Annotated in this window: 14 protein-coding genes; 7 read left to right on the forward strand and 7 right to left on the reverse strand. The window is 73.6% G+C overall.

Features of this window, described 5'->3' with window-relative positions; genetic code table 11:
- Window positions 1–58: 58 nt before the first annotated feature.
- The 6 genes from J2S63_RS10525 to J2S63_RS10550 all read right to left on the reverse strand — a co-directional run bounded on the left by J2S63_RS10525 (window position 59) and on the right by J2S63_RS10550 (window position 6,340).
- Window positions 59–484, reverse strand: a complete 426-nt coding sequence (locus tag J2S63_RS10525; protein WP_310301849.1) for a GlcG/HbpS family heme-binding protein — start codon at window positions 482–484, stop codon at window positions 59–61.
- A complete protein-coding gene (locus tag J2S63_RS10530; RefSeq protein ID WP_310301850.1) occupies window positions 481–2,628 on the reverse strand; it encodes a malate synthase G in 2,148 nt (715 codons plus the stop codon). Before J2S63_RS10530 ends, J2S63_RS10525 begins: the two co-directional genes overlap by 4 nt.
- A gap of 53 nt (window positions 2,629–2,681) precedes the next feature.
- Window positions 2,682–4,058 (reverse strand): FAD-binding oxidoreductase, encoded by a 1,377-nt coding sequence (locus tag J2S63_RS10535; protein ID WP_310301851.1) that lies wholly within the window; start codon window positions 4,056–4,058, stop codon window positions 2,682–2,684.
- 32 nt (window positions 4,059–4,090) lie between these two features.
- Window positions 4,091–4,789, reverse strand: a complete 699-nt coding sequence (locus J2S63_RS10540; RefSeq protein WP_310301852.1) for a hypothetical protein — start codon at window positions 4,787–4,789, stop codon at window positions 4,091–4,093.
- Window positions 4,790–5,005: 216 nt separating this feature from the next.
- Window positions 5,006–5,812: a COG4705 family protein gene (locus J2S63_RS10545; protein WP_310301853.1), complete on the reverse strand. Its 807-nt coding sequence runs from the start codon at window positions 5,810–5,812 to the stop codon at window positions 5,006–5,008.
- Between the two features lie 72 nt (window positions 5,813–5,884).
- On the reverse strand, window positions 5,885–6,340 hold the full coding sequence (locus J2S63_RS10550; RefSeq protein WP_310301854.1) for a hypothetical protein: 456 nt from the start codon (window positions 6,338–6,340) through the stop codon (window positions 5,885–5,887).
- Window positions 6,341–6,482: 142 nt separating this feature from the next.
- Between J2S63_RS10550 and J2S63_RS10555 the strand changes: the two genes are divergently transcribed.
- The 5 genes from J2S63_RS10555 to J2S63_RS10575 all read left to right on the forward strand — a co-directional run bounded on the left by J2S63_RS10555 (window position 6,483) and on the right by J2S63_RS10575 (window position 10,812).
- Complete coding sequence (locus J2S63_RS10555) at window positions 6,483–7,172, forward strand: PaaI family thioesterase (RefSeq protein ID WP_310301855.1); 690 nt, start codon at window positions 6,483–6,485, stop codon at window positions 7,170–7,172.
- 5 nt (window positions 7,173–7,177) lie between these two features.
- Window positions 7,178–7,936: an MBL fold metallo-hydrolase gene (locus tag J2S63_RS10560; RefSeq protein ID WP_310301856.1), complete on the forward strand. Its 759-nt coding sequence runs from the start codon at window positions 7,178–7,180 to the stop codon at window positions 7,934–7,936.
- A gap of 205 nt (window positions 7,937–8,141) precedes the next feature.
- Complete coding sequence (locus J2S63_RS10565; RefSeq protein WP_310301857.1) at window positions 8,142–8,672, forward strand: hypothetical protein; 531 nt, start codon at window positions 8,142–8,144, stop codon at window positions 8,670–8,672.
- 8 nt (window positions 8,673–8,680) lie between these two features.
- A complete protein-coding gene (locus J2S63_RS10570; RefSeq protein WP_310301858.1) occupies window positions 8,681–9,325 on the forward strand; it encodes a hypothetical protein in 645 nt (214 codons plus the stop codon).
- Window positions 9,326–9,600: 275 nt separating this feature from the next.
- Entirely contained in the window at window positions 9,601–10,812 is a 1,212-nt protein-coding gene (locus tag J2S63_RS10575) for a fatty acid desaturase family protein (RefSeq protein ID WP_310301859.1), read from the forward strand.
- Here J2S63_RS10575 and J2S63_RS10580 read toward each other — a convergent pair.
- Window positions 10,805–11,332, reverse strand: a complete 528-nt coding sequence (locus J2S63_RS10580; RefSeq protein ID WP_310301860.1) for a PaaI family thioesterase — start codon at window positions 11,330–11,332, stop codon at window positions 10,805–10,807. The two genes, J2S63_RS10575 and J2S63_RS10580, sit on opposite strands and share 8 nt — an antisense overlap.
- A gap of 55 nt (window positions 11,333–11,387) precedes the next feature.
- Here J2S63_RS10580 and J2S63_RS10585 point away from each other — a divergent pair, with 55 nt between their 5' ends.
- Both J2S63_RS10585 and J2S63_RS10590 read left to right on the forward strand, forming a co-directional pair.
- Window positions 11,388–11,870 carry a winged helix-turn-helix transcriptional regulator gene (locus tag J2S63_RS10585; protein WP_310301861.1) on the forward strand — a complete coding sequence of 161 codons (483 nt, stop codon included), beginning with the start codon at window positions 11,388–11,390 and terminating at the stop codon, window positions 11,868–11,870.
- Window positions 11,871–11,924: 54 nt separating this feature from the next.
- Window positions 11,925–12,353 (forward strand): Fur family transcriptional regulator, encoded by a 429-nt coding sequence (locus J2S63_RS10590; protein ID WP_310301862.1) that lies wholly within the window; start codon window positions 11,925–11,927, stop codon window positions 12,351–12,353.
- Window positions 12,354–12,358 lie beyond the last annotated feature (5 nt).

The following is a 12,358-nucleotide window of genomic DNA, read 5'->3' on the forward strand; positions in this document are numbered from 1 at the left end:
CCTCGGGGAGGACGACTCCTGACGATGACCTCGGGTTCCCCGCCGGCGCAAGCGCCCCTCAGCCGGTCTGGGCCACCAGCCCGGCCGCCTCGACGCCCGCCACCGCGGCGGCCTCGTCGTTGTCGGAGGTGTCGCCCGAGACCCCGACGGCGCCGAGCAGGTCGCCCGCCGCGTCGTGGACCAGGACGCCGCCGGGCACCGGGACGAGGGCGCCGACCGCGTGGGTGACGGCGGCGATGAAGAACGGCTGCTGCTCGGCACGGGCCATCAGGGCGCGCGAGCCGAGGCCGAGCGACACCGCGCCGTGGGCCTTGCCGAAGGCGACCTCGAAGCGCTTGGTCGACGAGCCGTCCTCCCGCTCGACGGCCAGCACGTGGCCCCCGGCGTCGAGGACGACCACGGTCAGGGGCTTGAGCCCCTGCTCCTGTCCGTGGGTGCGTGCGGCGGCGATGATGCCGCGGGCCTGGTCGAGGGTGAGGCTCACGAGTGTCCCTTCACGATGCGTCGGTAGTGGTGCAGCAACGGTTCGGTGTAGCCGGCGGGCTGCTCGAGCCCCTGGAGCACCAGCGCCCGCGCGGCGGCGAACGCCTGGCCGTCGTACGACGGTCCCATGGGGGTGTAGCCCGGCTCGTCCTGGTTCTGCTCGTCGACCACGTCGGCCATGCGGCGGAACGCGGCCTCGACCTCGTCGAGCGTGACGACCCCGTGGTGCAGCCAGTTGGCGACGTGCTGGCTGGAGATGCGGCAGGTGGCGCGGTCCTCCATCAGCGCGGTGCCGTGGATGTCGGGGACCTTGGAGCACCCGACGCCCGCGTCGACCCAGCGGACGACGTAGCCCAGGATCCCCTGGAGGTTGTTGTCGAGCTCGGCCCGCTCGTCCTCCTCGCTCCAGTCGGCGTCGGCGGCGACGGGGATGGTCAGCAGCTGGGTCAGCGTCGTGCGGCGCTCGCCGCCGAGCTCGCGCTGCCGCTCGGCCACGTCGACCTGGTGGTAGTGCAGCGCGTGGAGGGTCGCGGCGGTCGGCGAGGGCACCCAGGCGCACGTCGCGCCGGCGCGCGGGTGGCCGACCTTGGCCTCGAGCATCGCGGCCATCTCGTCGGGCATCGCCCACATGCCCTTGCCGATCTGGGCGTGGCCGGGGAGGCCGCAGGCGATGCCGATGTCGACGTTCTGGTCCTCGTAGGCCTGGATCCACTCCGACGACTTCATGTCGCCCTTGCGGATCATCGGGCCGGCCTGCATCGAGGTGTGCATCTCGTCGCCGGTGCGGTCCAGGAAGCCGGTGTTGATGAACGCGATGCGGTCGGTGGCCCGGCCGATGCAGGCCTTGAGGTTGGCCGAGGTGCGGCGCTCCTCGTCCATGATGCCGAGCTTGATCGTGTTCCTGGACAGGCCGAGCAGGTCCTCCACGCGGGCGAAGAGGTCGTCGGTGAACGTGACCTCGTCGGGTCCGTGCATCTTGGGCTTCACCGCGTACGTCGACCCGGTGCGGCTGTTGCGCAGCTCCCCGCGTCCCTGCAGGTCGACCAGGCTGCACAGCGCCGTCATCACCGCGTCGAGGATGCCCTCGGGGACCTCCTCGCCGTCGAGGAGGACCGCGTCGGTGGTCATCAGGTGGCCGACCTGGCGCACGAAGAGCAGCGACCGGCCGTGCAGCGTGAGGGTCTCGCCGGTGGGGGAGGTGTAGGTGCGGTCGGGCGCGAGCCGCCGCACGAAGGTCTCGCCGCCCTTGGTCACCTCGGCCTGCAGGGTGCCGCGGTTGAGCTCGAGCCAGGCGCGGTAGCCCGCCACCTTGTCGTCGGCGTCGACCGCGGCCACCGAGTCCTCGAGGTCGATGATCGTGCTCACCGCGGCCTCGACCAGCAGGTCCTTGACGCCGGCCGCGTCGGTGCTGCCGATCGGGTGGTCGCGGTCCACCTGGATCTCGACGTGGAGACCGTGGTGGACCAGGAGGAACCCCTCCTCCCCACGGTGCCCCGCGAGCTGGGTCGGGTCGGCCAGGCCGGTCTCACCAGAATTTGTCGTGACGACAAGATGCCGCCCGTTGAGGGAGTACGACGTCGCGTCGGCGTGGCTGCCGTCGGCGAGCGGGAAGTGCTGGTCGAGGAAGCCACGGGCCCGCGCGATCACCTCCGCGCCGCGCGTCGGGTTGTACGACGACCCGGGGGCCAGGTCGCCGTCCTGCGGGATCGCGTCGGTGCCGTAGAGCGCGTCGTACAACGAACCCCAGCGGGCGTTGGCCGCGTTGGCGGCGAAGCGCGCGTTGAGGGCGGGCACGACGAGCTGGGGCCCCGCGACCGACGCCACCTCCGCGTCGACGTCGGCGGTCGTGACGGTGACGGACTCGGGCTCGTCGACGAGGTAGCCGATCTCGCGCAGGAACGACTCGTAGGCGGCCGCGTCCTCGACCGGGCCGGGGTGCTCCCGGTGCCAGTCGTCGAGCTGCGCCTGCAGCTCGTCGCGCCGGGCCAGGAGCTCGCGGTTGCGCGGCACGAAGTCGACGAGGATCGCGCGCACCCCGTCCCAGAACGCGTCCTCCTCCAGCCCGGAGCCCGGCAACGCCTCGTCCCTCACGAAGGCGCGCAGCACGGGTGCGACCTGCAGGCCGCCGATCTCGTCGTACGTCATGGGTGTCCTTGTCGCTCGGTCGTCAGCGGGGGTCACAGGCTCTGTCGGCTGGTTCAGAGAATCGCGCCGGGGTTGAGGATGCCGTGCGGGTCGAGCGCCTGCTTGACCCGCCGGTTGAGCTCGAGGGCGTCCTCACCGATCTGCTCCCCGAGCCAGGCCTTCTTCAACCGCCCCACCCCGTGCTCGCCGGTGATCGTGCCGCCCAGGGAGATCGCCAGGCTCATCACCTCGCCGTAGGCGAGCTGGGCCCGGGCCTGCTGCTCCTCGTCGGAGGGGTCGGTGACGATGAGCGGGTGGGTGTTGCCGTCGCCGGCGTGCGCGATGACCGCGATGGTGACGTCGCGCTCGGTGGCGATGTCGGCGATGCCGTCGACCAGCGCCCCGAGCTGGGGCAGGGGGACGCCGACGTCCTCGAGCAGCAGGGGGCCGGTGCGCTCGACGGCCGGGATCGCCTGCCGCCGCGCGACCACGAACGCCTCGCCCTCGTCGGCGTCGGTGGTGTGGAAGACCTCGGTGGCCTTGTGGTCCTGGCAGATCTCCTCGATCTGCGCGATCTCGCGCCCGGCGTGCTCGGCGGGCTCGTCGGACTGGATGACGAGCATCGCGGCGGCCTCGCGGTCGAGCCCCATGCGGGTCAGGTCCTCGACGGCGTTGATCGTCGGCCGGTCCATGAACTCGAGCATCGAGGGGCGCATCACCCGCGTGATCGCGAGGACGGTGTCGGTCGCGTCGTCGAGGGTGGCGAACGTCGCGACGAGCGTGGCGGGCGGGCGCTGTGCCGGGATGAGCCGCAGCACGATGCGCGTGATGATCCCGAGCGTGCCTTCGCTGCCGACGAACAGCTTGGTCAGCGACAGGCCGGCCTTGTCCTTGAGCCGCGGGCCGCCGAGCTCGACGGCCGTCCCGTCGGCGAGCACCACCGTCATGCCGAGGACGTAGTCGGTGGTCACGCCGTACTTCACGCAGCAGAGCCCGCCCGCGTTGGTGGCGACGTTGCCGCCGATCGAGCAGATCTCGTAGGACGACGGGTCGGGTGGGTACCACAGCCCGTGCTCCGCGGCCGCCGCCTTGACCTGGGCGTTCATCGCGCCTGGCTCGGTGACGACCGTGCGGGTCACCGGGTCGACCTCGATGTGCGTCATCCGCTCCGTCGAGACCACCAGGCAGCCGTCCTGCGCGGTCGACCCTCCGGACAGCCCGCTCCCCGCACCGCGGGGCACGACCGCCACGCCGTGCGCCGCCGCGAACCGCACCGCGGCCTGCACGTCCTGCGTGCTGCGCGCGCGTACGACGGCCACGGGGACCCCTGCGTCCGGGTCGTTGGCGCGGTCCCAGCGGTAGCCGGCCATGCGGTCCTCGTCGACGACCACGACGTCCGGTCCGAGCTCTGCGACCAGCTCGTCGAGTGCGGTCTTCGTGTCCTGGCTCACCCTCGGGAGCCTAGCCCCGCGGACCAGTCCGGTCAGGCGGGTCGTGGCACCTCGACCGGTCGGCCGAGGTCGTGGGTGCCGAGGTGGTCCACGAGGAACCAGTGGCCGGTGGGGGCGCGCCACAGTGACCCGGTGAGCAGGGCCTGCTCGTCGGTGAGGGGGTGGGTCTGCCAGTGCCCGTGGGTCTTGGTGCGGTGGTGTCGCCGTCCGAGGGGGTGGAGGTTGGCGGTGTTGGACTGGCCCGGGGGGCCGGTGGGTCGGTGGTCGTAGGTGCGCAGGTGGTCCAGGTCGCAGGTCGGCGAGGCCTGCCGGCCGTGGGGGAACTGCTCGACGGGGTGCCGCAGCCGCACCGACTCCCGGATGTGGGCCGGGACGTCGTAGGAGTCTGGGCCCGGCGCTGCTGCTGCGCCATCGTCGAGGACGGCGCCCGCAGCAACGCCCCCGCCACGACCGCCATCGCCCGGGGGAACGGCAAACCGCGCGAGGTCCGCTGCGGTCGCGGCGTCGACCGCCCGCGCGTCGTCGTCGTCCACCTCCGCCTTGGCGGTCGCGGTCGCGACCCGCCGGGCCTGCCACACCGGCACCTTGCCCGCCTTGACCAGCGCGTCCAGCCGCGGGTGGCGGTGCCGCAGGTTGAGCGCGTCGTCGATCTGCGAGCCCGCCGCCCACGACCCCACCCCGATCAACGCCCCCAACGTCGGGGCAGCGAACTCCGAGACCACCATCCCCACCGGCCCCACCGGCCCCGCCGGCAGGAGCCGCTCCCCCACACCAGCGCCGGCTGCACCAACCGACCCTCCCCCACACGCACCACCCCAGCAGGACGTCCCGCCGCAGGGAACATCCTCACCACGACGGGAGGAGGGAGCGAAGTCATGCCCCATTGAATCGAACGAGTGTCCGATCCACCACCCCTGACCAGCACCGATGTGGAGAAGTCGCGCCGCTCAGTCGACCACCGGGTCGGGGACCGGGGAGGCGTCGAGGGACGGGCGGGACCGGTGCGCGTGCGCGCCCTCCTCGTCGGAGTGGGTGAGCGCCACGTAGGCCACGAGCGCGGCGAACAGCACGAGCCCGACGGCGGTCACCGCGCCCGTTCCCCAGCCGAGACCGCCTGTGGAGGGCTTGGCCGCCAGCCAGTCGGCGACGCTGGCGCCGAGCGGGCGCGTGAGGGCGTACGACGTCCAGAAGCACGCGACGGCGGGGAGCCCCAGGCGCCACAGCACCAGCGGGACCAGGATCGTGACGCCGAAGATCACGATCGACCAGGCGAAGCCGAGCCCCGCGTCGATCGCCGCCGCATCCCCCAGGGCCGTCCCGAGCCCGAAGGTCAGCAGCACCGTCCCCCAGTAGAAGCGCTCGCGCCGGCTGGTGATGATCGAGTGCACCGAGAGCGTGCCCTCGCTGCTGCGCCACCAGGCCAGGAGGCCGCAGAGCAGGGCGAGGTAGACCAGCGAGTCGACCCAGTACGGCGTGCCGAGCAGCACGTGCGGACCGTCGGCGATCATCGTGCCGAACACCGCGACCATCAGGACGGTCGTCCAGTAGCGGACCGGGTGGTAGCTCTCGGCGCGCAGCTGCCACCGCAGGGCGGCGACGAATCCGCCGATCCCGACGACGGCGGCGACGGGGATGCTGTGTGTCCCCATGAAGTCCGAACCGGTCTCCCCGATGCCGGTGGTGAGCAGCTTGACCACCCAGAAGGTGAGCAGGACGTCGGGGACCTTGGGCGCGGCGAAGGTGCGGGTGCTCATGGGGCGCCACGATGACGGGCGGCCCCTGCACGCAACCTGACCGCTGGGCCCGCGAGGCGGGCGTCGGTCCGGCTACTGGCCGGCGGCCCACTCGGTGGCCAGCCTGTCGGCCTTCCACTCGCGCTCGGAGGTGATCGCCTCGTGGAGCTGCTCGCCGCGCCTGGCCAGCTCGTGCTCGCGCTCGAGGTCGACCGTCTCCAGGTCCGGAGGACCCGCCTGACGGGGGACCTGCGCGGCCGTGGCGCGGACCGACCTCAGCTCGCCCAGCTCCTCCAGCACGCTCGCGAGCTCGTCGCTCAGCGTCCGGGCGCGGGGCCACGGGTGGCTTGTCATGAGGGTGTCGGCCAGCTGGTCGAACTCCGCTCGCGTCGGCTCGGGGAGGTGGGCGCAGGACTCGTGGCGCCAGCGCCCGGTCAGGGTCCGGCGGGCGGGGGAGCCGAGCAGGTAGCGGTGGCAGCGCGCGCAGCGCACGCCCATCGGGGCAGATGGGTTGGTCTCGCCGGTCGTCCGGGGGGTCGGGTTCGGCATGGCACTCCTCAGCAGTCACTCGCACGGTAGGCAGGCTCCGCGGCCGGGTCGCAGGGCCGGTGGGCCCCCGTCCGGCCCCCAAGGGTCCGGGTCCCGACGTTTCGTGCAGTCCGACCACCCCTGTGGTCCGTAGGTTGTGACCGTGTCCGAGCTGAGCCTGGGTTCCTTCTCCTTCGAGGACGTGCCGACCGAGGAGGTCGAGGCCGCCGAGGAGCTGTACGGCGGCCTGGCCGCCGACGTGCGCAGGCTCGTCGACGTGACCATCCGCAGCCGGGTCGACGCCGGTCGGGTCGCGGAGGCCCGCGAGCTCGTGCAGGGAGCGGCCGACGTCCTGGCCCGGGACGCCCTCGACGGCCCGGCCGGCGTGCACTACAACGCCCACGGCCGGTCGTGGAACTGGGGCAACACGGTCGTCGGGGTGCGCAACGCCTTCGCTCCGCCGGTCCGGCTGGTGTGGGGCGACGACGACGTCGTGCGGTCCGCGGTGACGCTCGGGGCGGCGTACGAAGGGCCTCCGGGGAGCGTGCACGGCGGGGTGTCGGCGCTGCTGCTCGACCACCTGATGGGCGAGACGGCCAGCGCGCGGCACACGCGACTGACGGTGACCGGCACACTGACGCTGCGTTACGAGCGGCCGATCCCGCTCGGGCCGGTGCGGATGGAGGCCCGCGTCGGGAAGGAGGAGGGCCGCAAGGTCACCGTCGAGGGGTGGATCGGGCCCGACGACGACTCGGGTCCCTCGGTGAGGGCGAGCGGGCTGTTCATCGTGCCGAGCTGGGCGGCCGGCCCCCATGGTGCCGACCCCACCCCGCCCGGCGGGTCGCTGGACTGACGGGGATGCGACTCAAGCCCGGCCGCCCGGACCTCGCGGCCCACTCCGCCCTCGTCGACGCGGCGCTGGCGCGGCTCGCGCCGTCGCGGGTCGAGGCGGTCGTGCCCCTCCACGGGCACTTCGACCACGCGATGGACTCCGGGGTCGTCGCGCAGCGCACCGGGGCGTTCCTGGTCGGCAGCGCCTCCGCGGTGCAGGTCGGCCGAGGCGCCGGCCTGCCGGAGGACAGGCTCCACGTGGTCACGCCCGGCCGGTCGGCGGTGTACGGCGCGTGGACGCTGACCTTCGTCGAGTCCGCCCACTGCCCGCCCGACCGGTTCCCCGGCACCATCGACGCCCCGCTCCGGCCACCGGTCAGGGCCTCGGCCTACCGCTGCGGCGAGGCCTGGTCGATCCTCGTGGGGCACGCCTCCGGTCGCCTGGCGCTGGTGCAGGGCAGTGCCGGGTTCGTCCCCGGGTCGCTCGAGGGCCACCACGCGGAGGTCGCCTACCTCGGAGCGGGCCAGCTGGGCGTGCTCGACGAGGGTTACCTCGTCGACTACTGGCGCCACACCGTCCGCGCGGTCGGTGCCCGCCGGGTCGTCCTCATCCACTGGGACGACTTCTTCCGTCCCCTGGACCGACCCCTGCGGGCGCTGCCCTTCGCCGGCGACGACCTCGACGTCACGCTGCGGGTGCTCGGCCGGCTGGCCGCGGACGACGGCGTGGCCCTGCACCTGCCGCGCCTGTGGGAGCGCGAGGACCCCTGGTCCGGTCTTCGCTGAGGCGACGGCATGACCCACGTCACGTCGCCGATCCCGGTGCGGGTCCCGACATCGGGGCACCGGTGAGGAGAGGCCCCGGGGTCTGAACCCCGCGAGGCCCGCCCTTTCCCGCACCTCCACCACCCCATGCGCACACCGCCCTCCGGGCGGGAGTGCCGTGTCGCGGTGTGCGTGCGGGCCCTGATCGACGATCGAGAGGAACCGCATGAGCAACGAGAAGGCAGCAGAGGCCCGCGAAGGCCTGGTCGGCCACCTGGTCGGCAAGGCCAAGGAGGTCGCCGGCGCGGTGACCGGCAAGGACGGCCTGGTCGAGGAGGGCCAGCTCCAGCAGGCCGAGGCCGACCACCGTCGCCAGGCCGTCGCCGAGGAGGCCGTGGCCGAGGCCGAGCGGGCCGAGGCGACGCAGGAGGCCGACGAGGCCCGCCGCGAGGCCGCCGAGCACAAGGCGGACGCCGCGCGCACCACCGCCGCCGAGAAGTCGGCCGCCGAGGCCCAGGCCGTGGGCGAGGAGCGCGCCGCCGAGCGTGCCGCCGCGACCCGGGAGGCCGCGGGTCGCGACGCCGCGGAGAGGCAGGCCGACGAGCTCGCCGAGCGCCGCCTCACCGAGGCCGAGGAGCTCGCCGACGAGGCCGAGGCCACCGAGCAGCGGGCCCAGGCCGAGAGCGCGCGACTCGCGCGCGAGGCCGCCACCGCCGACCAGCAGGCCGCGCAGCTGCGCAGCCCCCACCAGAACTGAGGACCCCGATGAGTGCACTTCTCACCTTTCCCTACAAGCTCGCCCGCTTCCCGCTGGGCCTGGTCGACAGCACGGTGGCCGACCGGCTCCCGGTGACCTCGGCCCCGCGGCTGGTGCTCGACAAGGTGCTCGGCTCGGCCGACCGCTTCGCCGGCTCCGTGCTCGGTGACGACGCGCTGGCCGCCCGCGGCTCGCAGCGCCTCCGGCGCACGGAGCAGGTCGAGCAGTCGGTCTCGCTCTCGCAGCAGGCCGCCGACGCCCGTCGTGAGTCCCGCGAGACCGCCGAGGCCGGCCAGGAGGAGGCCCAGCGTCAGCGCGAGGCCGCCCAGGAGCGCGCCACCACCGGTCTCGAGGAGGCCGACCGCGCGGAGGTCCAGGGCAAGCAGCAGGCCCGGACCGAGGCCGAGACCGAGGCCGCGACCAAGAAGGAGGTCGCCGCGAAGCGCGCGGCGGGTCGCAAGGCCGCAGCCGAGCGCCGCCGCCAGGCCGAGGCCGCCAAGGCCGACGCCGCCGCGAACGCGACGCAGGCCGAGGCCGCCGCCGTGATCCAGGACGCCGACGAGGCGCAGGCGTCCGCGGACGAGGCGCGCTCCGACGCCGACCGGCTCGACCAGCTGGTCGGGGCGAAGAAGCGCGAGCGCACGCAGGACTGACCCGACGGGGTCCGGTGGGTCCGGTGCGTCCGGGCTCGCCGGTCACCCTCGCTGCACCGCCTCCCGCCCTCCGGCATGAGACGGGCGCGAACGGGCACGATGGGAGAGGCGACCCAGGGGCCGCGCGCGGCCGCACCGACGAGGTGAGAGGGTGGCGCAGCGAGCAGGAAGTCCCGGACCCCGGCGACCTGGACCCGTGCCGGCGCCGAACCCGAGCACGCCGCCGCACCGCTGGCCACCACGCGGGCGGCGGCGTCCGAATCGCAGGAGAGCCCATGACCGTCACCATCCGGACCCGGCCCGTGCCGTCGACGACGGCCGAGGTCGCCGCCCCCTCGCGCCCGACGAGCGGTCGGACCGACGCTCCGTCGCACGGTCTGACCCAGGCCCAGGTGGAGCAGATCGGCGCGGAGCTCGAGGAGATCCGCCTCTCGGTGGTCGGCTCGCTCGGCGCGAGCGACGCGGCGTACATCCGGCGCGTGATCGCCGTCGAGCGCCACCTGCGCGCGGGCAGCCGTGCCGTGCTCCTGCTGAGCGCACGCTCGCGGACGGCGTGGTGGCTCGGGACCGCCGGGCTCGCGGTCGCCAAGATCCTCGACAACATGGAGATCGGCCACAACGTCCTGCACGGCCAGTGGGACTGGATGCGCGACCCGACGATCCACTCCAGCACCTGGGACTGGGACCACGCCTCCCCGGCCGCGCAGTGGAAGCGGGCGCACAACGAGACCCACCACGTGCACACCAACGTGATCGGCCGCGACAACGACCTGGGCTACGGCATCATGCGCGTCGACGAGGCGCAGGAGTGGGAGCCGCGCCACCTCGCGCAGCCCCTGCTCAACCTGGTCAACGCGTGCATCTTCGAGTACGGCATCGCGACCTACGACCTGGACCTCGGGGCGACGCTGCGCGAGAACCGCGGCTTCACCCCGGAGATGAAGCGCGACCTGCGCACGACCCTGCGCAAGGCGGCCAAGGGCGCCCTGCGCGACTACGCGATGTTCCCGCTGCTGTCCGGACCGTCCGCCCGCGGCCAGCTGACCGCGAGCCTCACGGCCAACTTCGCCCGCAACGTGTGGAGCCACTCGGTGATCATGTGCGGCCACTTCCCCGAAGGCGTCTCGACCTTCGAGGTCGACGAGGTCGACCCCGACGAGTCGCGCGGTGAGTGGTACGTCCGGCAGATGCTCGGCTCGGCCAACATCTCCGGCGGCCCGCTGCTGCACCTGATGGCGGGCAACCTCAGCCACCAGGTCGAGCACCACCTGTTCCCCGACCTGCCGAGCAACCGGTACGCCGAGGTGGCGCCCCGGGTGCGCGAGGTCTTCGACCGGCACGGCCTGGCCTACAACAGCCGGCCCCTGGTGCCCCAGGTCGCCTCGGCCTGGCACAAGATCGTGCGCCTCTCGCTGCCCGACGACGGCTGGCGCGGGCTGGTGCGCCGGACCAGGGCCAGGGCCAGGGCCAGGGCCGCGGTCAGCTGAAGATCATGCAGCTCGACGTCGCGTGGGCGACCAGGCGGCGCTGCTCGTCGTACACCTGAGCCTCGGCGAGGGCAGTACGCCGGCCGCGCTGGAGCACGCGCCCCTCGGCGCGCAGGCAGCGCTGCTCGTCGTACACCTGAGCCTCGGCGAGGGCAGTACGCCGGCCGCGCTGGAGCACGCGCCCCTCGGCGCGCAGGCGACCGGACGCGACGGTCGCCGGCCGCAGGAACTTCACGGTGAGGTCGAGGCTGGTGTAGGCCTCGCCCGCCGCCAGCGTGGAGTGGACCGAGCAGGCGGCGGCGGTGTCGAGCATCGTGGCGAGCACGCCGCCGTGGACCGAGCCCAGCGGGTTGTAGTGGCGCTCGTGCGGCACCAGCTCGACGGAGAACGCGCCGACCTCCCCGTCGACGTTCTCCAGCCCGAGGGTCTCCGCGATCGGGGCGTGGGGCAGCACGCCGGAGCCGATCGCCTGCAGCTGCTCGATCCCGGTCATCGCGGCGAGGTCCTGGGTCCGTGTCATGGACCCAGGATGACGAGGGGTGGCTGAGTCTGTCAACCAGACCTAGAGTGGGGGCATGAGCACCGCCCCTGCCCTCGCGTTCTCCACCGCCAACTGCCAGGTCGCCGGCGCCCTCGAGGTGATCGGGGAGACCGGCACGATGCTGGTGCTGCGCGAGGTGTTCAACGGGGTCCGCCGCTTCGACGACATGCGCCGTCACAGCGGGCTGTCGCGCCAGGTGCTGAGCAACCGCCTGGCGACCCTGGTCGAGCACGGCGTCCTGCGACGCGTGCCCTACCGCGACGAGGGGGCCCGCGTGCGCCACGAGTACCGCCTCACGCCCAAGGGCTTCGACCTCTACCCGGTGCTCGCCGCCCTGGCCCAGTGGGGCGAGCGGTACGTCGCCGGACCCGAGGGCGTCCCGGTGGAGCTCGAGCACCGCGGGTGCGGCGCCGTCGTCCGGCCGGTGCTGGTGTGCGACGAGGGGCACCGCCTCGACGACCTGCGCCAGGTGGCGACCCGGCCCGGGCCCGGGGTGCGGCCCTTCGCCGAGGCGTGACCACCTGACAAGACCAGACTTGATTCTCTCCAGAGAACCGAGAAGGGTGCAGGAGTGCCCCCGACCGACCTCGCCACCACGCTGCGGGGGGCCTCCCTGCGCGTGACCCGACCCCGGCTGGCGGTCCTCTCGGCGGTCCACGCCCACCCCCACCTCGACACCGAGGCCCTGATCCGCCTCGTGCGCGCCGAGGTCCCGACGGTCTCCCACCAGGCGGTGTACGACGTCCTGCGCGTCCTCACCGACTCGGGACTCGTCCGGCGCTTCCAGCCGGCCGGGGCCAACGCCCGCTACGAGGCTCGCGTGGGGGACAACCACCACCACGTGGTGTGCCGCACCTGCGGCGCCATCGCCGACGTCGACTGCGCCGTCGGCCACGCACCCTGCCTGACCGCCTCCGACGACCACGGCTTCACCGTCGACGAGGCGGAGGTCGTGTGGTGGGGCACCTGCCCCACCTGCGCGCCCGCCCCGACCGCCTGACCGCA

It is taken from the genome of Nocardioides marmoribigeumensis, from assembly GCF_031458325.1.
GTDB classification, from domain to species: domain Bacteria; phylum Actinomycetota; class Actinomycetes; order Propionibacteriales; family Nocardioidaceae; genus Marmoricola_A; species Marmoricola_A marmoribigeumensis.